At 35.7% G+C, this 24334-nt stretch carries 14 protein-coding genes; 10 read left to right on the plus strand and 4 right to left on the minus strand.

Annotated elements, in window-relative coordinates; all coding sequences use genetic code 11:
* Window positions 1-323 precede the first annotated feature (323 nt).
* From Q0K76_RS08495 to Q0K76_RS08505, 3 genes are all read left to right on the plus strand, one after another.
* On the plus strand, window positions 324-2864 hold the full coding sequence (locus Q0K76_RS08495) for a TonB-dependent receptor plug domain-containing protein (protein ID WP_294614315.1): 2541 nt from the start codon (window positions 324-326) through the stop codon (window positions 2862-2864).
* A 55-nt stretch (window positions 2865-2919) separates the two neighbouring features.
* Window positions 2920-4581: an ABC transporter ATP-binding protein/permease gene (locus Q0K76_RS08500; RefSeq protein ID WP_294614318.1), complete on the plus strand. Its 1662-nt coding sequence runs from the start codon at window positions 2920-2922 to the stop codon at window positions 4579-4581.
* Between the two features lie 125 nt (window positions 4582-4706).
* On the plus strand, window positions 4707-7460 hold the full coding sequence (locus tag Q0K76_RS08505) for an insulinase family protein (protein ID WP_294614321.1): 2754 nt from the start codon (window positions 4707-4709) through the stop codon (window positions 7458-7460).
* A 30-nt stretch (window positions 7461-7490) separates the two neighbouring features.
* Here the strand turns inward: Q0K76_RS08505 and tehB are convergent, their stop codons facing one another.
* Window positions 7491-8354, minus strand: a complete 864-nt coding sequence (gene tehB, locus Q0K76_RS08510) for an SAM-dependent methyltransferase TehB (RefSeq protein WP_294614323.1) — start codon at window positions 8352-8354, stop codon at window positions 7491-7493.
* A gap of 192 nt (window positions 8355-8546) precedes the next feature.
* Between tehB and fabI the strand changes: the two genes are divergently transcribed.
* Together fabI and purL are read left to right on the plus strand one after the other, a co-directional pair.
* The gene (fabI, locus tag Q0K76_RS08515; protein ID WP_294614326.1) at window positions 8547-9335 is read left to right on the plus strand and encodes an enoyl-ACP reductase FabI; all 789 of its coding nucleotides are present in this window, start codon (window positions 8547-8549) and stop codon (window positions 9333-9335) included.
* 280 nt (window positions 9336-9615) lie between these two features.
* Window positions 9616-13518 carry a phosphoribosylformylglycinamidine synthase gene (purL, locus tag Q0K76_RS08520; protein ID WP_294614327.1) on the plus strand — a complete coding sequence of 1301 codons (3903 nt, stop codon included), beginning with the start codon at window positions 9616-9618 and terminating at the stop codon, window positions 13516-13518.
* 57 nt (window positions 13519-13575) lie between these two features.
* On the opposite strand, the gene Q0K76_RS08525 is transcribed toward purL, so the two are convergent.
* Window positions 13576-14652 (minus strand): 3-deoxy-7-phosphoheptulonate synthase, encoded by a 1077-nt coding sequence (locus Q0K76_RS08525; RefSeq protein ID WP_294614330.1) that lies wholly within the window; start codon window positions 14650-14652, stop codon window positions 13576-13578.
* 303 nt (window positions 14653-14955) lie between these two features.
* Between Q0K76_RS08525 and Q0K76_RS08530 the strand changes: the two genes are divergently transcribed.
* Window positions 14956-15876 carry an FAD:protein FMN transferase gene (locus tag Q0K76_RS08530; RefSeq protein WP_294614333.1) on the plus strand — a complete coding sequence of 307 codons (921 nt, stop codon included), beginning with the start codon at window positions 14956-14958 and terminating at the stop codon, window positions 15874-15876.
* Between the two features lie 27 nt (window positions 15877-15903).
* Here the strand turns inward: Q0K76_RS08530 and Q0K76_RS08535 are convergent, their stop codons facing one another.
* Window positions 15904-16854, minus strand: a complete 951-nt coding sequence (locus Q0K76_RS08535; protein ID WP_294614336.1) for a LysR family transcriptional regulator — start codon at window positions 16852-16854, stop codon at window positions 15904-15906.
* A gap of 244 nt (window positions 16855-17098) precedes the next feature.
* Between Q0K76_RS08535 and Q0K76_RS08540 the strand changes: the two genes are divergently transcribed.
* The 3 genes from Q0K76_RS08540 to Q0K76_RS08550 are packed head-to-tail and all read left to right on the plus strand — an operon-like array spanning window position 17099 to window position 21415.
* Window positions 17099-17722, plus strand: coding sequence for an NADPH-dependent FMN reductase (locus tag Q0K76_RS08540; protein WP_294614339.1), 624 nt, complete (start codon window positions 17099-17101; stop codon window positions 17720-17722).
* Window positions 17722-20148, plus strand: coding sequence for a flavocytochrome c (locus tag Q0K76_RS08545; protein ID WP_294614342.1), 2427 nt, complete (start codon window positions 17722-17724; stop codon window positions 20146-20148). Before Q0K76_RS08540 ends, Q0K76_RS08545 begins: the two co-directional genes overlap by 1 nt.
* Before the next feature lie 37 nt (window positions 20149-20185).
* Window positions 20186-21415 carry an OFA family MFS transporter gene (locus Q0K76_RS08550; RefSeq protein ID WP_294614345.1) on the plus strand — a complete coding sequence of 410 codons (1230 nt, stop codon included), beginning with the start codon at window positions 20186-20188 and terminating at the stop codon, window positions 21413-21415.
* Between the two features lie 91 nt (window positions 21416-21506).
* Here the strand turns inward: Q0K76_RS08550 and aroB are convergent, their stop codons facing one another.
* Window positions 21507-22586: a 3-dehydroquinate synthase gene (gene aroB, locus Q0K76_RS08555; RefSeq protein ID WP_294614348.1), complete on the minus strand. Its 1080-nt coding sequence runs from the start codon at window positions 22584-22586 to the stop codon at window positions 21507-21509.
* A 121-nt stretch (window positions 22587-22707) separates the two neighbouring features.
* Here aroB and Q0K76_RS08560 point away from each other — a divergent pair, with 121 nt between their 5' ends.
* Complete coding sequence (locus tag Q0K76_RS08560; RefSeq protein ID WP_294614351.1) at window positions 22708-24312, plus strand: NAD+ synthase; 1605 nt, start codon at window positions 22708-22710, stop codon at window positions 24310-24312.
* Window positions 24313-24334 lie beyond the last annotated feature (22 nt).

Raw genomic sequence — 24334 nt, forward strand, 5'->3', positions numbered from 1 at the left:
ATTTCTTCACTATATTTTTTTGTTTTCTACCAATATTTATTCATTGGAAAAATCACATTAAAATTAACGATGATTAACGTTCAAAAGTTTGACAAAATTAAAACCTATTTCTAATTTGCAAAAGATATTACGCAATTTAAACCAATTTATCTAACCATTTAAAATATCTTCTCTAACTCACTAACAAAAATTTATAGTTAAAATTCATAAAAAAGCTAAAACAAATCATAAATATTCCATAATTAAAATTTAATTGACTTCATTGATAATAAGAATAATAATCGTTTGCGTTATCATTTAGTAATGGATTATTATGAAATATCATGCGTAGATTTTATTTATTATTATTTATTTTGTTGTTGCCAATTTATTCACAAGCAACAACTCAAACTGAAGAAAAAGATGAAAATAAAAAAAAGGTATCAATTGACAAAAAAGACGAAAGCAATGAAAAAAATACTAAAAAAGATGTAATGCTAGTTAAAGCAACATTTAACCCTTCTCTTATTGCCTCCAACCCCGAAACCATAACTTCTGAAGATGTTCGCACCGGTACAGTAGGAAATGGTAATATAACAGATTTATTAAAAACATTACCCGCCATTCAAGTCTCAAATAGTAGTAACAACGGTAATCAGCAAGGTGAAATAAAACCATCAAAAATAACCATTCATGGAGCATCAAGTTACCAGAATAATTTTATGCTCGACGGTATTAGTTTCAATAATGATATAGATCCTTCAAATCCTAGTGATGATCTTACTGAGACTAGAATTAACTCTGATGAACAAGGTCTATATATCGATAGTCGTTTAATTGATAACGTAAAAGTCTATGACAAAAATATTCCTGTTGAATATGGTGGATTTACCGGTGGTGTAATTGATGTTACAAGTCGTCGGTGGAAACATTCGAATGGCGGGAGTGTTTACTATAATACTACTCGTTCAGCTTGGAATAAAATCCATACGGATAAACGCGTTGATTTTAGTACTCGTCAAAATACTTCAGGTCGCCCTAATCGTTTTCAACCTCACTATAAAAAAGAAAATTTTGGTGGTTGGTTTGAGGCCGGTATAAGTGATAATTTGGGGTTTGTTTTTTCAGCTACACATAAAGAATCTGAAATATCGTCTTATGCTTATCAAGGTGAATCAATTATTTTAGACCCTGATAACCAAATTCTACCTATTGAAGCAAACGGTGGACACAAAAATCAAAAAAGAGAAATAACCAATGTTTCTGGCAAGTTAAGTTGGTATATGACAGATAACACTTATTTAGATTGGTCGATAAACCATTCTAATTATAAAGACTACTCATTTTCTTCAAATGTTGCTAGATCGGGATTTACAACTAACCATAATGGTATTGGTTCAACGCTACAATTGACTTCCCAACAAGATCTTGGTGATTTAGAACTGACAGGCGGTTATCAGGAATTAGAAGATAAACGCCGTAATAATCAAAAGTATTTTGTCGCTTATTACTATTATGACTTTATGGATAAAGATAATAACTTTGAAGTCAAATCTGGCGGGATGGGCGATCTTAAAACCAAACAAAAAAATACCAATTTAAAAGGTAAGTTCACTTTTACGCCATTTAATTGGTTTGACATAATGCATCAACCTAAAACTGGTTTTGAATATACCAAAACTAAAGCCTCCTATATTCGTAACCGAGATTATTTTAGATATAACTATCAAGATTATAATGGCATGTGGGGAGGGTGGATGATCAATGCCTTTAAAAAAGGGAAATATGATGCTGATTACCAAAATTATACACTCTATACAGATGATACGATGACTTATCATCGTTTAACTATACAACCAGGTATAAGGGTTGATTATGATGATTTTATCAAAAATTATAATCTCGCCCCTCGGGTGTCTGCTACTTATGACGTATTTGGTACAAAGCAAACCAGTTTAATTGCTGGTTATAATCGCTATTACGGGAGAACAATGATGAATTATGCCCTATATGGCGCCCAAAATGGTGGTTTGTATAATTGTTATTCTTGTGAACCCGGCGATCAAATTGATGAAAATTGGAATAATAATAACGATTTTGAAGGTCTTAGCAATCTCTCCACGCCATACAGCGACGAAATTAATCTTGGTATTGAACAAAAGATTTTAAATACTCTTTGGCGATTTGAATATGTGCATCGTAATGGTCGAGATGAAGTAGTAAGTAAACCTAAATACCCTAACTCTTCCGTACGAACATTTGATAATACAGGGAAAAGTGAACATAACAGTTTCGCAATCAGTGTGCGAACCTCTGAACCTTGGAAAATTAATATTACTGAAAATACACTGAAAGCATCAATTATTTGGGAAAAAAATCGAAGTAATACACCTAAAACCGGTTATGCACATTATGATCCGGCAGGACGGCGGATTAATCCTAATTATGTGTACTATAATGGTAAAGTCATTAAGGCTTCAAAGTTACCCGCAACTGATTTTAACCTTCCATTACGCTTTAATGTTGAATTTAAAACGGAGTTACCCGATTATGGTGTTTCAGTTTATAACCAATTTCAATGGCATGGTAAACGTTATCAAGCAGTTAGATATGAAAGTAAATATGCTTTTGATGATGATAAAGGTCAATTAGCCCGTTATGATCGAGAAGACTTTGGCAGTACATTTCGTTGGGATGTCAAAATGTTATGGCGACCGACTTTTGTACCCGGTGCTAATATATCGTTAGAAATAAATAATTTATTAGATAAACACAATGTAATTGATCGTTACACCTATGGTGTTGATTCAAATGGTAAATCCATTAAATTGAATTCATATGATTTAGGACGTCAATTCTGGATGCAAGTTGGCTATGATTTCTAGTTTATATTACCACCACTTTGTGGTGGTATTATTTTGATAATTAAATACAAATAACGTGAATAAACTAAAACAATTTTATTTTTTAATCAGACCTTTTTGGCGATCATCGCAATCTATCATTGCTTGGCTCTTACTAATTGCCACCATCACTTTAAGTTTAATCTCAATTTGGTTCAATATTTTAATTAATGAATGGAATGGTCAATTTTTTAATGCACTACAAAAACTAGATAGCACAGCACTATATAATCTGCTATGGGAGTTTTTATTATTGATCGGTATCTTAATTTTATTAGTTGTTTATGCAGACTATTTGCGAAAAAAATTGTTAATTAAATGGCGAAATTGGATGACTGAACAAATTACGCAAAAATGGTTAGCTAAAAATGGGCAGCATTACCATTTACAAATTAGAAAACTCGAACCTGATAATCCGGATCAACGTATAGCTGAAGATATTCAGCTATTAATTTCACAATCTTTGAGTTTACTTATTTCATTTTTAACATCACTATTAACCTTTATATCGTTTTCTATGATTTTATGGAATTTATCTGGTTCAATTTCATTTTCCATTTTCGGCATAACCATAACTATTCCTGGCTATATGTTTTTTGTTTGTATTTTATACGTCGCTGTTGGCATATTACTAACTCATGTAATTGGTCGCAAATTGCATGGTATTAATATTGAAAAACAAAAGAATGAGGCTAATTATCGTAGTGCATTGATAAATTGCCGAGAAAATAGTGATACTATTGCCGGACAACATGGCCAAGCTCAAGAACAAGCAAAATTACAAAATTATTTTTTAGCTATTATTCACAATTGGTATCAGTTGATAAAAAAAGAACGGAATTTACTCTTCTTTGTTAATGGATTTAACCATCTATCCTCTTTAGCTCCAATATTTTTTGCTTTACCCAAATTTATTGCTAATGCAATTCAATTAGGTGGATTAATGCAAATCCGTATGGCTTTTATTCAACTCAATAGTGCACTAAGCTGGTTTATTTTTTGCTATAAAGATATTGCAATATGGCAAGCAACAGTCACAAGACTTTATAATTTTGTAATTTTGTTAGAAGAACCTATTGAGTCTAATGTCAAAAAGTGTGATGACAAATCCGAATTTCTATTAGATGTCACCAATTTGCAAGTAATGAGCGCTAATAATGCGCCATTAGTTTCATTTTCTTGTCAATTAAAAGCCGGGCAATCGATCATCATTGCAGGTGTTTCTGGTATTGGTAAATCAACACTTTTAAAATGTTTAGCTGGATTTTGGCCCTATTTTTCTGGTTCTATTTATCGAACAGATAACTATATATGGATGCCACAAAACAATTATATTGGTTCAGGAAAACTTGCTGACCTAATCAGTTATCCAAAATCAGCAGAGAATTATAACCAAAGCCAACTTGAAGAAGCGTTGATATTTGCAGGATTAAATAAATTAGTTTTTGAACTTTTACACCATGATAATTGGGAAACGAGGTTGTCTGGAGGTGAAAAACAACGGCTATTGTTAGCTCGACTCTATCTTAATAAACCGGATTTATTATTACTTGATGAAATTACCTCAGGGTTGGATATTCAAAACGCCATAATTATGATAGATCGCTTAAAAGAGGCATTACCACATAGTGCAATTGTGTTTGTTTCTCATCAAAGTGAATTACAAAACCAAGTCAATGCAGTGATTAATATTAAATGACTTAGTAAACAATTTTAAAATTATTTTAAACATAAACAGATATTTTAAAGGCCTTTTAAAAAGGGAAGTTATATGATTATGTTTGTACTAGCTTTGGTTAAAAAGTAATTTTTATAGGACAGCAAATGAAAAAATTAATTATATATTGTTTGTTATTTACTCTTATAGGTTGCACACAACACCTATCACCATCACAAGATTCGACAATAAAGCGTTATCAATTAGATAACGGTTTAAACGTTATTTTAATGCCAAATCAAAATGATAATGTCGAATTACGCTTGGTTGTGCATAGTGGATCTTTGCAAGAAACAGAACAACAGAAGGGTTTAGCCCATTTTGTCGAACATATGGCATTCAAAGGCACAACAAACTTTCCTAATAAATCAAGCCGAAATCAATTAGAGCAGTTTGGTATTACATTTGGTACCGATATAAATGCAGTAACGAGTTTTAACTCAACTGTATACAAATTGTCATTACCGGCAAATCCACAATCCACCCAAATAGCATTAAATATTATGGCTGATTGGGCGTATAACATATTATTTAATCCAATTGATTTTAATAATGAACGTAATGTAATTGTCGAAGAATGGCGTTTACGTCAAGGCGTATCTTATCGTATTAATGATCAATTAGATCAATTACGTTATCAAGGAAGTCTATATGCTAACCGCTCTCCTATTGGCTCATTATCTTTGGTCAAAAAAGTGCCTCTTGAAGAAGCGAAAGCATATTATGAAAAATGGTATCAACCACAAAGAATGAGCCTTATTGTCGTTGGCAATTTTAATCAACAATTGGTTCGACAAACAATTGAAAAAGTGTTTGGGCAAAAACCTAAAGGTACAACCCCGATTGATATAGCAACTTTACGACAATTTAATTCACAAAAAGAACCGCTTATCAAAACAATCTTTGATAAAGAACAAGGGCAACGCTTAATACAAATTATGTTGCAAAGAGATACCTCAATGCCATTAAACACAGCCCAAGGGATGGCTAGCGATATCGAAGATCAAATTTGGTTAGCTATTTTAAATAGTCGCCTTCATTTGTTGGTAGAAAAACAAAAATTACAACTTGCTCAAGCAAAAGAACAAAGCGTTTTATTAGATGAGAAAAGTTTACAATATCTATTATTCGCCATTCCAAATCAAAATAATTATCAAGAAACCGTACAATTATTATTTGATGAATTACAAAGAATGTCCCTAATTCCTGTAACTAAAGATGAATACAATCAAGCTATTAACCAAATTTTAACCAAATTAACACAACAAGCAACGAATGAAGCGAATTATCGTAACAACCAACTAGCCGATCGTTTAGTTACAGCGGTTGAATACCAAATGCCAATGATAAGTAAAAAACAGCAACTAACTATTACCCAATCAATTATAAATAATCTAACTCCAGAAAAATTGCAACATACTATCGCTAATCATTTAGAGCAGAGTCAACTACGCCTTGCAGTTATTGGACCTGATAATGATAAAGGGTTAATTACTCAAGTTGCGCTTATTTCGTTATGGAAAAAAGTACGCAATAAAACTAAAAATCAAATTGGTGAATTTCCTTACCACAAACAAAATACATCATTACAAATTACACCACCTAAGCCTGGCTCAGTTATTCAAACTAAGCGACTAAAAGAGATTGAGAGTGAAGAATGGTTACTAAGTAATGGTATGCGAGTTATTGTTCATTCAAATAATAAATTAACAGATAATATTCAAATAAATCTACGTATTTCTGGTGGGCAATCATTAGACAGTAATTCACAACTTGGTTCAATAGCTTGGGCGCAACAACTCGCTGAACTTAGCGGTTATGACAAATACAGTACTCGATATCTTCAACAATATGGTGTATTAAAACCTTATGCTGAGCTTTTAAATCATGGTTTCCACGGTAGCACAACTAGTGATCAGCTTGAATCATTTTTTTCTATTCTTTATTTAAAGCTCACCGCTCCGCAGTTTGATCAACAAAAATTAACATTAGCGCAACAAAATTCAGCACTTTCATTGAATAAATTACCGGTAGAAAGAAGATTCTTAGACTTTATTCACAAAAACTCATTCAACAACAGTCAACGTCTGATGGTTGATCCGAATGGTACTTGGCGTCAATTCACGGCAAAACAATTGCAATCAATTTATCAAAAGCTCTATTCATCACCAAACTCAATGGTATTGACCATTTCCGGTAATGTAGATAAAAAACAGATTGAAGAATTAACAAGCAAATGGTTAGCTGGTATAACAGGAACTTCGACTCCTCTACATTGGAACGATAACCATATCACTCCGATTCATAAATCAATGCAATTAAATTACCCTTATGGGACTAGCGATAAAGCAATGGTTAGTCTACTTTATACAAGCGAAGCTAATTGGACTCAAAATAATCAACTGGCATTAAATTTATTAGATAAAGTAGTGAATGCTCGCCTCTTATCTGCTGTTCGTGAAAAAAATTCAGGAGTGTATACCGTCATTTTCTCGGAACAATTGATAAGACGACCGCAACCTTATTATCTTGCTAGGTTAAATTTTACAACTGATCCACACCGGGTGAATGAAATTAAATCACTTGTTAAGCAAGTTATGGACGATATTCATTTGCGTGGCATTACTGATCAAGAACTCAACCTTGCCAAAAAAGCTTGGATGACAGAATATAAAGCGCAACAAAAAAGTGCTCAATATTGGGCATCTGCTATTTCTCAAATCGCAACTGACGATAATAATTTTAGTCAATTCAACCAACAGTTAACACAAGTAGAAAGTCTATCTGTAGAACATATTAATGGGCTTGCCCAAAAACTGATTGGTCAAAATCCTAAAATGTTTACACTATTACCAAAATAGCTAAATTAATAACAGGGCAATGCTCTGTTATTATTTTTTCTTGGCTAATAACGTAGCAAATCTTAATTTAATCCGATTACCATCAATATCGGTTTTATGTAGTTCACCAATATCCTCGTTATATTTTAAAATATCCCAATCTTGATAATAATTACGCAGTTCCTGCTCTTTAAAAGTAAATGAAAATCCAATTGGACAAGGATAATCCTTTGTAGACATGGCACTAACAATTAAATGGTAACCACCCGTTTTGGTAATAGTCTGCATATTACGGATAATATCGGGTATTCTATCTGGCTGTAAAAACATCATTACCACTGTGGAAATAATCAGATCATATTCACCCTGCCAACAAGCTTGGTTAATATCGTAAACGGCAGTATTAATATTGGGTAAATGTTCGTTAAGGATGATCGCTTGTAAATTATTAATGCTCAGTTCAGATTTATCAACGGCATCAACATTAAAACCAAGTAGTTGTAGATACAACGAATTTCGTCCAGAACCACAACCCAGATCTAAAGCCCTACCCGTAGTTGGTATTAATTGGCAAGTTTCATAGACATCAGAATGTGTTTTGGTCATCTGATACTTTTTATTAGTATAATCTTCCGGTAAACAATAAAAAGATAATTGGCAGCTAAGATCATCTGAAACCGACGCGATACGATGCCATTGTTGGGGCGCTATAAATGGAGGCTGATGCTTAGTATTAAAATGTTGCTGAGCAACAATCTCACCTTCTGAAGTTAATATGTCAAAATCTAAACTACCAGCTATAATTTGCAATTTAGCCCATGTACCAACTTGGGTATTATGTTTCTCTCGAAATGGTTGGGGTAGTGTTTTTGCATTCCAAATCGGTAACGTTTTATAACAAACTAAATTTTCCATGATGATATGATTATCAATAGCGATTAATAGTTGACTATTATAGTAAACTATTGGTGTTATAAACAACTTTTTACTAAAAAATAATCAGGGGTTAATCAACTAAAAATAAATTTATTGTGGCGAAGTTGGTTTTATCAACTTATAATCGTCACCATCCTAGACGATAGAGTAAAAACATTAGAGGAATAATTTATGGGATTTTTAACAGGCAAACGTATACTCATTACAGGTGTTGCAAGTAATCGTTCTATTGCTTACGGTATTGCACAATCAATGCATCGTGAAGGCGCTGAACTAGCCTTTACTTATCAAAGCGATAAATTAAAAGCACGTGTTGAAGAGTTTGCAGCTGATTTTGGTTCTAAAATCGTTCTACCTTGCGATGTTGCACATGATGAAAGCATCACAGCACTATTTACTGAACTTGCAAAAGTATGGGATAAATTTGATGGATTTGTACATGCTATAGCTTTTGCTCCGGGTGATCAATTAGACGGTGATTATGTTAATGCTGTCACGCGCGAAGGATTCTCAATTGCACATAATATTAGCTCTTACAGTTTTGTTGCTTTAGCTAAAGCATGTCGAGCAATGTTAAATCCTAATTCTGCTTTATTAACACTTTCTTACCTTGGTGCTGAAAGAGCAATCCCTAATTATAATGTCATGGGACTAGCGAAAGCATCTCTTGAAGCCAATGTGCGTTATATGGCAAATGCAATGGGGCCAGAAAGTATCCGTGTTAATGCAATTTCAGCCGGACCAATACGTACTCTTGCCGCATCAGGCATTAAAGATTTCAAAAAAATGTTATCTCACTGCGAATCAGTTACACCAATTCGTCGTACAGTAACTACTGAAGATGTGGGTAATTCAGCCGCATTTTTATGTTCAAACTTGGCATCTGGTATCACTGGTGAAGTTATTCATGTTGATGGCGGATTCAGCATTGCAGCAATGAATGAGTTAGAACTAAAATAACTAAGTTTGAAAAGTTCTCCCACAAGCATGTGGGAGAATCACCGACTCTCCTTTTTACGTTTATTCAAATAATGGTATTAACAAGATTGTATTAACAAGTTTTAACTGACTTGATTTGCACTTAGCTTTTGAACCTGCATTATTATTTATACTAAAACGTATATTGTTCCTGAAACATTTTTACAAAACAGATAATAGTTTTTCAGATAGCCACATTATTTACTTTCTTTTATAATATTGCTCTGTTTTACTTATTTTTGGCTTAAAAAGAGTAATTTACATGAAAATTTTAGCTGGCTCCTCTGCTTTATCGGCATTTCGTCTTAATAAACTCCTCTCAATTTGTCGTGAAAAATCCATTCCGGTTAGTAATATTGATGCACAGTATATGCATTTTATTGACTTAAAAAGTGAATTGACCGCAACTCAACAAGGCATTCTCGAAAAATTACTGCAATATGGTCCTACCACCACGCAAAAAAATGATGAAAATAACCTCAGTAAACAACTGTTTTTAGTTACACCTAGAGCGGGAACCATTTCACCGTGGTCATCAAAAGCTACGGATATAGCTCACAATTGTGGATTGGCGCAAATTCATCGTATAGAAAGAGGAATCGCTTATTTTATCGAAACTCAATCTCCATTAACGGCAACCCAAAAAAGTGAGTTTGAGAGTTTAATTCATGATCGAATGATGGAAATGGTGTTAAGTAGTTTTGAGCAAGCAGAACAATTATTTAGTGTTGAGCAACCAATACCTGTTTGCATAATTGATTTATTAGGGCAGGGGCGTGCGGCATTAGAGGAGGCTAATCTTAGATTAGGTTTGGCATTAGCCCCTGATGAAATTGATTATTTAGTTGAAAACTTCCAAAAGTTAAAGCGTAATCCCACCGATGTTGAGCTGTATATGTTTGCACAAGCAAATTCTGAACATTGCCGCCATAAGATTTTTAATGCTGATTGGATTATTGATGGTAAAAAACAACCTAAATCATTATTTAAAATGATTAAAAATACCTTTGCAACGACTCCAAATTACGTTTCTTCAGCTTATAAAGATAATGCGGCGGTAATGGATGGTTCCGAAGTTGGCCGTTTTTTTGCTGACGCTGGCAACCAAACTTATCGTTATCATCAGGAATATGCTGACATATTGATGAAAGTCGAAACGCATAACCACCCAACCGCTATTTCACCTTGGCCGGGCGCGGCAACGGGGAGTGGGGGTGAAATTCGAGATGAAGGTGCAACCGGGCGTGGGGCTAAACCTAAAGCTGGCTTAGTGGGATTTTCGGTTTCTAATTTACGCATTCCTAATTTTGAACAACCGTGGGAACAAGATTTTGGTAAACCCGATCGCATTGTCAGTGCCTTAGATATTATGCTCGATGGGCCTTTAGGTGGCGCAGCATTTAATAATGAATTTGGGCGTCCGGCGTTACTTGGTTATTTTCGTACCTATGAAGAAAAGGTGAATAGCCATAATGGTGAAGAGTTACGCGGGTATCATAAACCGATAATGCTGGCAGGTGGCATGGGCAATATTCGCCGCGAACATATTCAAAAAAATGAGTTTCCTGTTGGTTCCAAACTGATTGTTTTAGGTGGACCAGCCATGAATATTGGTTTAGGTGGTGGGGCGGCATCATCTATGACTTCCGGACAATCCGATGCTGATTTGGATTTTGCCTCAGTGCAACGTGATAATCCTGAAATGGAACGCCGTTGTCAGGAAGTGATTGATCACTGTTGGCAATTAGGTTCGGAAAACCCGATCTTATTTATTCATGATGTTGGTGCAGGTGGTTTATCCAATGCTATGCCGGAATTAGTCAGTGATGGTGGTTGTGGCGGGCAGTTTGAGCTGCGCAAAATCTTGACCGATGAACCAGGCATGTCACCACTGGAAATTTGGTGTAATGAATCACAAGAACGTTATGTACTGGCGATTCATCCAGATAGCCTTGATTTATTTGATCAACTGTGTCAACGCGAACGCGCACCTTATGCGGTGATTGGGGAAGCAACCGTCAATAAAGCGGTAACTTTACACGATACGCACTTTAATAATAATCCAATAGATTTGCCCCTTGATGTGCTGCTGGGTAAAACACCTAAAATGTTACGTGATGTTAAGACGCTATTAGCTCACGGGGATAATTTTTCAACTGGTGATATTAATTTATATGATGCGGTGAAACGAGTACTGCATTTGCCGACTGTTGCGGAAAAAACGTTTTTAATTACAATTGGTGATCGCTCAGTGACAGGCATGGTTGCGCGCGATCAAATGGTTGGGCCATGGCAAGTGCCGGTTGCTGATTGTGCGGTGACTACTGCCAGTTTAGATAGTTACTATGGTGAGGCCATGTCAATGGGTGAGCGGGCGCCGGTAGCATTACTTAATTTTGCCGCTTCGGCAAGGTTAGCCGTAGGTGAAGCAATTACCAATATTGCTGCAACTGATATTGGTGATATAAAACGCATAAAACTCTCGGCTAACTGGATGGCAGCAGCCGGTCACCCAGGTGAAGATGCCGGACTTTATGCAGCAGTTAAAGCAATTGGCGAAGAGTTATGCCCAGCTTTGGGCCTCGCAATTCCGGTGGGTAAAGATTCAATGTCAATGAAAACCACTTGGCAACAAGAGGGTGAACAAAAAACTATGACATCGCCGCTTTCACTCGTTATTTCTGCATTTGCTCGAGTGGAAAATGTCCGCAACACCGTAACTCCAGTATTGCAAGTTAATAAAGAAAATACCCTGTTATTTATCGATCTGGCCAAAGGTCGTCAAGCACTTGGCGCCACCGCCTTAGCCCAGGTTTATCGGCATTTAGGGCAAAAAACTGCGGATGTACATGATGCCAAAGAACTCGCGGCCTTTTATCAATCCATGCAAACCTTAGTGAGCAAGCGAGCGTTGTTGGCTTATCATGATCGTTCTGATGGTGGCTTATTGGTAACATTAGCTGAAATGGCGTTTGCAGGCCATTGTGGTATTGATGTTGATATTTCAGCTTTAGGTAGTGATGTCATTGCTTCATTATTTAATGAAGAATTGGGAGCGGTTATTCAAGTTGCTAATAACCGTTTGGATGAAGTAATGGCTTGTTTTAGGTGGTTTGGTTTAGCACATGCAGTGCATGTGCTCGGTAGTGCAAAAGCTGGGCAACAATTTATTGTACGTAATAAGTCGGCAGTGGTGTTTAGCGAATCTCGTTCAACATTAAGAACTTGGTGGGCAGAAACTACATGGCAAATGCAACGCTTACGTGATAATCCAGCGTGTGCCGACCAAGAACATCAAACCAAGCAAAATGAAAACGATCCTGGTTTAAATGTACATTTAACGTTTAATCCACAGGACGATATTGCTGCGCCTTACATTGCTAAAGGCAGTAAACCTAAAGTGGCGATTTTACGCGAGCAAGGTGTTAACTCGCATGTTGAAATGGCTGCAGCATTTAATCGCGCTGGTTTTGAAGCTATCGATGTGCATATGACAGATTTGCTCTCTAGGCGTATTACCCTTGCGCAATTCAGTACCTTAGTTGCTTGTGGTGGATTCTCTTATGGTGACGTATTAGGTGCCGGCGAAGGGTGGGCTAAATCAATATTATTTAATGAACAGGTAAGGCATGAATTTGCACAATTTTTTCAGCGTAATGATACCTTGTCATTAGGTGTGTGTAATGGTTGTCAAATGATGTCGAATTTGAAAGATCTTATTCCCGGGGCAGAATTATGGCCACGGTTTGTACGTAACCTTTCTGAGCGTTTTGAAGCGCGTTTTAGTTTGGTGCAAATTCAAGCCAATCCTTCTTTGTTCTTTACCGATATGGTTGGTTCACATATGCCAATTGCCGTTTCACATGGTGAAGGTCGAGTTGAGGTTTGTGATGAGCAACATTTAGTGAATCTCGAAGCTTCCGGTTTAATTGCAGTACGTTATCTCGACCATATGGCCCAAGTTACTGAGCAATATCCGGCTAATCCAAATGGATCACCTAATGGGATTACTGCTGTCACATCCAAAGATGGCCGAGCTACAATTATGATGCCACATCCGGAGCGAGTCTTTAGAACAATAACTAATTCATGGCATCCAGATAATTGGGGTGAAGATAGTCCGTGGATGCGTATGTTCCGTAATGCTCGCAAGCAATTAGGTTAAGTTAATGGTTATCGCCGAGATCACTCGGCGATCTGCTGGTTAGTCGTGATTACGTAGTTACTGCTTGTTTTGACGTTCAACTAGTGATGTGGCTAGAGTGTGGTTCATGTTACGTAACAATTCCTCAGTAGTTTCCCAACTGATACAGGCATCAGTCACTGACACACCATATTTAAAGTTCTCCTTAGGTTGTTCAGATGATTGATTACCTTCAAACAAATTACTTTCAATCATAACCCCAATAATAGAATTATTACCTTGGGCAATTTGCTTAATAATGGTATCAGCAACAAGGGGTTGGTTACGATAATCTTTGTTAGAATTAGCATGGCTACAGTCGATCATTAAATTAGGGATTAATCCCGCTTTTTGCATTTGAGCCTCACATAATGCAACATTTTCAGCATCGTAATTTGGGGTTTTACCGCCACGTAAAATGACATGTCCATGAGGATTTCCCATAGTTTGTAATACGGTTACTTGCCCTTGTTGATTAATGCCTACAAAACGATGCGCCATGGATGCCGATTTCATGGCGTTAATTGCCACATCTAAACTGCCATCAGTACCATTTTTAAAGCCTACCGGCATTGAAAGTCCAGAGGCCATTTCCCGGTGGGTTTGTGATTCAGTGGTTCTAGCTCCAATTGCTGACCAACTGATTAAGTCACCAATATATTGTGGGGTATTGGGATCTAATGCTTCAGTTGCGATAGGTAAACCAATTTTAGTAATATCGAGTAGTAGTTTACGCGCTTTTTTCAGGCCATGTTCAATATCAAATGAACTATCCATATGGGGATCGTTAATCATGCCTTTCCAACCAACTGTTGTCCTGGGTTTTTCAAAATAAACCCGCATCACAATAAACAGATGGTCTTGCAGTTCATCAGAGAGTTTTTTGAGCTTATGGGCATATTCAATTGCTGCCTCAGGGTCATGTATTGAACAAGGGCCACATACTATGAGTAAACGGTGATCTCGACGTTCTAAAATGTTGATTATAGTTTGACGAGATGAAGCGATTTTTTGTTCTAATTCACTTGATAATGGATAAAGGTTTTTGATTTCTTCAGGGGTAATTAACATATGTTCATCTCGAATTCGGGTATTGTTTAGAGTATCTTTTAACATTAAAATCTTCCTTGTAAAATCATTTAAATATTTTGTATGTAAAATATTAATTACACAAACACTCTATATGTAAACACATAATTACACAATAGTAAATTAATTTTTTAATATATTGCTTAACATTAAGTTACTTTAATAAATAATAGATATTATTAATATAATCATTCTTTATAAATGTAATTAATTATTTACATTTAATTTACTGCTTAAGATTTATTATTGTATATGTTTTTTCAGCTATAGCTAGTTTTATTGTTGAACAATTGTAATGATTAAAGGCGTTAATTTTAGGAATAGAGAGTAATGAAAGACGCAAAGCGATTGCTTAATTTAATGGGGACCAAAATTCAAATATGGCTACAACATGATTTGGCAGAAAAACTATTAAATGAAGCAGAAAAACGATTAATTGATTATGAACATCGTTTTAGTGCTAATAGCCCCACTTCGGAGTTAATGCAAGTTAATCTTTGCGCGGGTATTAAACCCGTTCAATTACAAACCGATCTTTTTACATTAATCAAAATAGGCAAAAACCAAAGTTTAGTTAAAAATAGTTTTTTAAATATTGCCATCGGACCACTTATTCAAGCTTGGCGAATTGGATTTAATGATGCTAGGTATCCGACTGGTTCGGAAATAAAACAACTTTTAACACTAATTAATCCTAATGATATTATTTTAGATGAGATAAAACAGACGGTTTTTTTGCAACATCAAGCAATGGCAATCGATTTAGGTGCTATAGCTAAAGGCTATTTTGCTGATGAAATAATTCAATTGTTTAAACAACATCAGGCTAAATCAGCCTTCATTGATCTCGGTGGTAATGTACTGACCTTTGGCGACTGTCCTTTTCATGATGATGGCTATTGGCGTGTTGGTATTCAAAATCCATTTCTTACGAGAGGCAATATCGTTACTGTATTAAAGATTAAAAATCAATCTGTGGTCACATCTGGCATTTATGAAAGAACATTTAACTATAATGGCAAAACCTACCATCATATTTTTGATAGTCAAACGGGTTATCCTGTTTCAACTGATATTCAAAGCATTACTATAGTGTCAAAACAATCAATTGATGGTGAGATTTGGACTACACAATTATATGGCTGTAGTGCCAAACAAGCTGTTAATATGATAAATAAAATACCGGGTCTTGAAGGAATAGTGATAACAACAAATCATGAAATTGCTTATTCAAATGGTTTATCGAATTAAATAAAAACAATTTTAATTATTTTGTGCCTAATGGGTAGCTAATCGACACTCATGCTGAGGAAACGATGAGATAAACAAGTTTATCAGTTCTTTTTCTATAATACTTAACGTTTTATTGGCTGAGTAGGCAATAAAATAACTAAGCGAAATAAGTTCTAAAGGCAGTGGGATTAGATTGTACTCTTCATCGTTGGTTTTTTTGCAGATATTGACACTTTCTGGGATGAAAGTAACGCCAAGTCCTTTTTTGGCCAATTCAACTAAGGTAAAAATATTGCTACTTTCAAGCATAATATTGGGTTGAATTTTGTATTTTTGTATTAGGTATTCAATTTGTTGACGGATAGCTGAACCATGAGAGGTTAAAATCAGCTTTTCTTGTAATAAATTTTTCATAAATTTATGGTTACATTCCATGATTGATGGATCTTTCTGGTAAAGCTTTGAGCTTTCAGGAATAAGAGCATAATAGCAATGCTTACCACAAGTATGACTGATTAAGTTGTGAGATATTGTTTCAGAATTTTGTCCAATATAAAAATCGAGTATTTTACTTTCCGTTTTTTCTTCACTGTTTTTAGGGATATATTCATGTAATTCAATTTTGATATTTGGGTACTTTTGCAGAAAATCAGGTAAAAAAAGTGGTAATAAATAAGTTCCTAAACTTGGTAGAACGCCTATTTGAATAACGGTATAGTCGGTATTTGTGTATTTTTGGATTTTCTTTCTAAATGAATCTTGTTTATCTACTAATGAAGCAAGATAGTCATAATAAATTTTCCCCGCTTCGGTTAATTGTAACGGTGTGGTTTGTCGATTAATAATCTCAATGCCAAGCTCGTTTTCAATTTTTTTTATAGTCTGAGTTAAGTAGGATTGCGAAATATAGAGATTTTGTGCGGCTTTGGTGTAATTGCCATGTTTAAGTAAAACATCTATATATTGTAGCATAATAAGTGAATTAATTTTCGCCATTTTATTTATCTCTTTTCATCTTATTTGATTATAACAAATTACTTATAACTCCATAATTAATCAGCTATTTCACAAATATTTTTTTCTGTTCTACACTAGCTAACATCTGTATTTGCACAATAGTCAACAGACTAAATATAACTATTATTTATTCTATCATTTTGTGTAATTTGCTAAAGAATTTGTATGACTAAAAATTAAATATTATTTAAATTGTGCCCAAGGCACTAAGTGAGGTTATAAAGTGAAATTTATTGGTATCGTTGGAACGAATTCGGATCGTTCTACTAATAGAAAATTACTCCATTTTATGCGAACGCATTTTGCGGATAAAGCTGAAATTGAAGTTTGTGAAATTAAATCATTACCGGCATTCAATGAACCTAAAGACCAAACGCCGCCGGCCGCAGTAAAAGCGTTGTCGGATAAAATTATAGCGGCAGATGGGGTGATTATTGCAACGCCTGAATATGATCATTCCATAACCGCCGCTTTAAAAAGTGCCATAGAGTGGCTATCTTATACTACTCGCCCATTGATTAACAAATCGGTTATGATAGTTGGCGCTTCTCATGGTCTTCTGGGTTCTTCCAGAGCGCAAGCTCACCTTCGTCAAATTTTAGATGCACCTGAATTAAAAGCGAGAATTATGCCTAGTTCAGAGTTTTTATTAGGTCATTCCCTCCAAGCTTTTGATGATAACGGTAATCTTGTTTATCCCGATAAAGTTAAAGAACTCGAAGAGTGTTTCGATGAATTCTTATTATTTGTGCAGTTAACTAATCAATTAGTTAAAACAGAAAAATTTAAAACTGAGCAAAATAAGAAATTTAGTTGGAAGCAAGCAGCACAAGAAGGGGTGTTATAATGAAATTTATTGGAATTGTCGGAACAAATGCTCAAGAGTCTTATAATCGATTGTTATTACAATTTATGCAAACGCATTTTAAGAATAAGGCAGAAATTGAAATACTAGAGTTGACTGATGTACCTATGTTTAATGAAACAGATGATCAGTCCAATAGTGCTATTATACAAAATTTCAATAACAAAATCATACAAGCTGATGGAGTGATTATTGCCACACCAGAACATAATCATTCTATTCCTTCTGCTTTAAAAAGTATCATCGAGTGGCTGTCATTTAATTTACATCCATTTGATGGTAAACCGGTTATGATTGTGGGGGCATCTTATGACGTACAAGGATCTTCCAGAGCTCAATTGCATTTACGTCAAATACTTGATGCACCGGGTGTTAACGCGACAGTTATGCCTGGCTCGGAATTTTTATTAGGGCGAGCGCATGAAGCTTTTGATGATCAAGGTAATATTAAATCAGAACGGACTGTCGACTTTTTAGATAGCTGTTTTTTACGCTTTTTACGTTTTACTAAAGTGGTTAGTTTGCTTAATGAACCTGAAGAGGTGTCATATGAACCAGGTAGATATTGTGTTACTGCGCCTGGTCATAACGGTGATTTACCAATGGTGGTCACATTATCAAGTGATCGTATAGAAGCTATTGATATCGACACCATGGGAGAATCAGAAGGTATTGCTGATGTGGTATTTAAGCGTATTCCATCACAAATTCTGGAAGGTCAAACACTTAATGTTGATATTTTGTCCGGAGCGTCGGTAACCAGTAATGGTGTAATAGACGGGGTTGCTAAAGCCATTAAAATGGCTGGGGCTAATCCAGATGTATTAAGAAAAAGACCAAAAGCGCCAAGTGCTGTTGATAATAGTGATGCTCAATATACTACAGATATTGTGGTCGTTGGCGCGGGCGGTGCGGGATTATCCGCGGCGGCAAGTGTATTACAACAAGGTAAAAAAGTTATAGTTGTTGAAAAATTCCCGGCTGTAGGGGGGAATACTGTGCGCACTGGTGGTCCAATGAATGCCGCTAATCCAAAATGGCAAAATACTTTTGATGCTATTGCTGGAGAAAGTCATACCTTAGAAGAAATAGCAGCAATTGATGAATCTGTAATCGATTCTGAATACCTTGCTGATTTTAAAGCCTTAAAACAACAAATAGCCGATTATTTATCTGAAAATAAAGATAAAACCGGTTATTTGTTTGACTCAGCATTACTTCATCGCATGCAAACCTATCTGGGCGGCAAAAGAACCGATCAACAAGGTAATGTAATATATGGCCAATATGATTTAGTTAAAATTTTGACTGATAAGGCGCTAGAGTCGGTTGAATGGCTTGAAGATATTGGGGTTGAATTTAATAAAGATGATGTAACTATGCCTGTTGGTGCTTTATGGCGTCGTGGTCATAAACCTTTAAAAAGTGAAGGATATGCCTATGTATCGGCATTGCAAAAATATGTCGAAGATCATGGCGGCACAATCATTACTGATACAGCAGTTAAAGAGTTAATTGTTGAAAACGGGCATGTTTCAGGGGTAATAGGTACGGGTTTAAATGGTAAAAAAATCACCGTGAAAGCTAATGCCGTTATTTTAGCGTCTGGCGGTTTTGGTGCCAATACCAAAATGTTAAAACAATACAATACCTATTGGACAGAAATCGATGATGACATTAAAACTTCTAATTCACCAGCGATTACCGGTGATGGTATCATTTTAGGGCAAAGTGTTGGTGCAGATCTTGTTGGTATGGGCTTTTCTCAAATGATGCCTGTTTCAGATCCTGATACGGGTGCATTATTTAGTGGATTACAAGTTCCTCCACAAAATTTCATTATGGTCAATAAACAAGGTCGACGTTTTGTTAATGAATATGGTAGCCGGGATAAATTAACTCAAGCTGCTATTGATAATGGTGGGTTATTTTATTTAATCGCCGATGAAGCGATCAAAAAAACAGCCTATAACACTTCTCAAGAAAAAATTGATAAACAAATAGCAGCAGGCACACTATTTTGCGCCAATACATTAGAAGAATTAGCCGAAAAGTTAGGAATGGATGCTCAAATATTTAAGCAAACTATCGCTAATTATAATGCTTATGTTGAGGCTGGCTATGACCCTGAATTTGGCAAAGATGTTTTTGATTTGAAAGTCGAAATTGCCCCTTTTTATGCCACACCTAGAAAACCAGCCGTGCATCATACTATGGGAGGCTTAAGAATTGATACGCAAACCCATGTCTTAGATAAATCAGGGAATATAATACCGGGTCTGTATGCTGCAGGTGAGGTTGCTGGTGGTATTCATGCTGGTAATCGACTTGGTGGTAATTCATTAACCGATATTTTTACTTTTGGTCGAATAGCTGGCAAAACAGCATTAAATGACATAACCAAATAACTACATAACTATGAAAATGTAAGAATGGAGTTCTCACATGGAGAAAGGAAATAATTATGTTAATCGGTGGGCAGTGCTCATCGCATCAACGTCAATATTACTATGTACAGGTGCGGTTTATGCTTTTAGTGTTTTTGCTGGACCGTTAAGTATTGCAAAAAATTGGAACATGTCTGATGTCATGATGGCCTTTGGTATAAATGCTGCCATTGGACCAATTCCGATGATTTTAGGAGGTTTTTTAACGGATAAGGGCTTAGCCAAATGGTCAAGTGTAATTGGTGGATTATTATTTGGCCTAGGTTTTTTGCTAACAGGTTTTGTGACTAGTACGTTTATGCTTTATGTTACCTATGGGCTATTAAGTGGTTTTGGCCAAGGGCTGGCTTATTCAGGGTGTTTAAGCAATACTATTAAATTTTTCCCGGATAAACGTGGACTTGCTTCAGGCATTATCACTGCCGGTATGGGGGGCGCCGCAATTATTGCGGCACCAATAGGTAACTATTTAATCGAACATTACAATGTCTTATATTCATTTCAAGTACTCGGTGCGACTTATCTAGTTGTGGTAATTGTTGCGAGTTTCTTTATTAAAGTTGCACCAGCTAACTACCAACCGGTAGGTTGGGTGCCTTCAATTAAGCAGCAAGCTAAACCTATCATCAATAAAAATTGGCAAAGTATGTTAAAAACCCCTTATTTTTACTTAATCTTTTTTATGTTAGGTACCGGGGCTTTTTCTGGATTAATGATTGCGTCCAACGCATCAGGTATCGGTCAGAAAATGTTTGGATTAACCACGGCAGTCGCTGCTTTTTACGTTAGCTTATATTCACTCAGTAATTGTGCTGGGCGAGTTTTATGGGGAACCGTGTCGGATAAACTTGGACGAAATAGCACATTAGATATTATTTTTACCGTTATCATGTTAGCGTTTGTTTCGTTTTTATTTATTCCTTCACAAATTGGTTTTGCAATCGGCATAATTGCACTTGGTTTATGTTTCGGCGGCGTTATGGGCGTTTTCCCGCCGATAGTAATGGAAAATTATGGACCGGTAAATCAAGGTGTTAACTATGGTATTATTTTTATTGGTTATTCAACAGCGGCCTTTTTTGCACCAAAATTAACAGCTGATATTCTTGCCAACAATGGTGGTAGTTATACAAATGCTTTTTATGTTGCCATTGCTGTTGCTTTCATGGGTTTGTTGTTAAATATGATTTATAAATTAATCAAAAAACGACAATTGAAAAGTAATTAATTAGTTGCCTAACAATAAAGGAGTACTATTTATTATAGTGCTCCTTTTTTATTTGTATTGATAGTTTATAAGTCAACATAATCACGAAAAGTTAAGTGAGTTGTATTGATTCAAATACCACGTTTTTATCAATGCCATCAAGAACTTCTACCTGCCCAATTTTGGTTGGCAAAACAAGTCGCAGTTGCCCTGATAGCACTTTTTTATCGCGTAACATATGAGGAAGGTAGGATTCAACTGCCATCTGTGTGGGGCGATTAACTGGGAGTTTAGCTTTTATTAATAGGTTTTTGATTCGTTCAATATCAGTAGTAGTAAATTTACCTAAAAGTTTAGCCGCGTGAGCAGCCATTAGCATACCGACACTTACCGCTTCACCATGTAACCAATTGCCATAACCAAGTTCTGCTTCAATAGCATGGCCATATGTATGACCAAGATTTAAAATCGCCCGTATATCTTGTTCGGTTTCATCGGCAGCAACCACTTGGGCTTTAAGTTCACAACAGCGATAAATACAGTAACTTAGAGCATTAACATCTAAATTTAATAAATCATCAATATGTGTTTCTAACCAACTAAAGAATGAGTTATCTAAAATAATACCGTATTTAATTACCTCTCCAAGCCCGGCAGAAAGCTCCCTTGGCGGCAGTGTTTTTAAACAATTTATGTCGATAACAACAGATTGAGGTTGATAAAAAGCGCCAATCATGTTTTTGCCTAACGGATGATTGATTGCAGTTTTGCCACCTACAGAGGAGTCAACTTGAGACAGTAAGGTAGTAGGCACTTGAATAAATCTAATACCTCGCTGATATGCAGAAGCGGCAAAACCAGCAACATCACCAATAACACCACCACCTAAGGCAATTAAGGTGCTGTTTCTGGTGTGATTATTAGCAAGTAGTGCCGTTAAAATCATGTTCCACGTTTCCATGGTTTTAAACTGTTCACCATCGGGAACAATGACGGAATCGGTTTTGACACCATGTTTTTCGAGCATAGCAATTAGCGCTGGTAAATAAAGTGGAGCAATAGTTTCATTAGTAACAATAAGTACTCGCTGCCCTGCTTTTAGTTGGAAATGCTCAAATTCAGATAGAAGATTTTCACCAATAGCGATGGGGTAACTACGATTTGCTAAAGCAACATTTAATATTTTGAGCATAATAATTTCCAAACAATTTTAAGTTAATTTTATTGTTGCATGTTAGCGAGAAAAAAGTAGCAGTGCAACCTAGAATCATTTAAACTTAACGGCAATTTTTATTTATACTGTTCAATTTAATATGTCTTTATCAATTGTTTTAGCCCAAAAAAATTGGCGTGTTGGTGATATAGAAGGCAATACACAGCAAATTGTTGAACTTATTAAACACCATTCTTCTCATGACTTGATTATTTTTTCGGAACTGGCTATTTGTGGTTACCCACCAGAGGATTTAATTTATCGCTCAGATTTTAAGCGGCGTTGTCAAAATGCATTAGCATCTGTTTTGCAAGCAAGTAAGCACTGTGCGCTCGTCGTTGGTCATCCGCATTGGCAAGATGGGCATATTTATAATGCACTCTCTTTTTTTTCAGAAGGTAAATTGCTAGCACGCTATCACAAACAACAGTTACCTAATTATGATGTATTTGATGAAAAACGTTATTTTACTGCAGGTGATCAAACCTGTGTGGTAGATTTTAGAGGGCAAAAAATTGGTTTATTAATTTGTGAAGATCTTTGGCAAAATAGTCCAATCGATAATATTAAAACTGCCCAAGCTGATTTTGTCATTGCTATTAATGCATCACCTTATGATTATGAAAAACCAAAACATCGTCAAGATTTAGTCAAAGCACATGCTAACCGTACTGGTTTACCCATCATTTATGTGAATCAAGTTGGCGGGCAAGATGAATTAGTCTTTGATGGTGGTTCTTTTGTCTGTAATCAATATGGCGATATAGTGTGTCAGCTAAAATCATTTACAGAACAAATAGCAAATTTTAATTTTAACGCTAATAATCAAGTAATGGTTGCTAATACTGGCAATAATCCATTAGCTTCAATTTATGATGCGTTAGTGTTAGCCACCAAAGATTATATTACCAAAAATGGTTTTCAAGGTGCGGTATTAGGGCTATCAGGGGGGATTGATTCAGCCTTAACACTGGCTATTGCTGTTGATGCACTTGGGAAAGATAAAGTTCAAGCGGTAATGATGCCTTTTCGTTATACTGCCGATATTAGTATTGCTGATGCCAAAGAGGAAGCTGAAATTTTAGGTGTTGAATTTGATATAGTGTCGATTGAACCCATGTTTGATGCTTTTATGTCATCATTAGCACCACTATTTACTGGCACACAAAAAGATACCACTGAAGAAAATTTACAAGCACGGTGTCGGGGTGTGATCTTAATGGCATTATCTAATAAACGCCACAGGTTAGTATTAACTACTGGTAATAAAAGTGAAATGTCAGTGGGTTATGCAACCCTTTATGGTGATATGGCTGGTGGCTTTGATGTTCTGAAAGATGTACCTAAAACAATGGTATTTGAATTAGCAAAATATCGTAATACTTGCTCTTGTGTTATTCCGGAAAGAGTGATTACTCGACCGCCTTCAGCAGAACTTGCTCCAGACCAAAAAGATGAAGACAGCTTGCCGCCTTATGATGTCCTTGATGGCATATTAAAAGGTTATGTAGAGCAAGATCTTTCCATTGAACAACTTGTTGAGCAAGGTTATGATGAAGTCACCATTAGGCGGGTTATTAAACTAGTTGATATCAATGAGTATAAACGGCGTCAGTCAGCAGTGGGACCAAAAATTACTGCTCGAAATTTTGGTAAAGGCAGGCGTTATCCCATTACCTCGGCTTTTGGTTACAAAAATTGGTGATCTCGAATTAAAGGAAAATAGA

The organism is uncultured Gilliamella sp. (assembly GCA_945271295.1).
Classification (GTDB): Bacteria; Pseudomonadota; Gammaproteobacteria; order Enterobacterales; family Orbaceae; genus Gilliamella.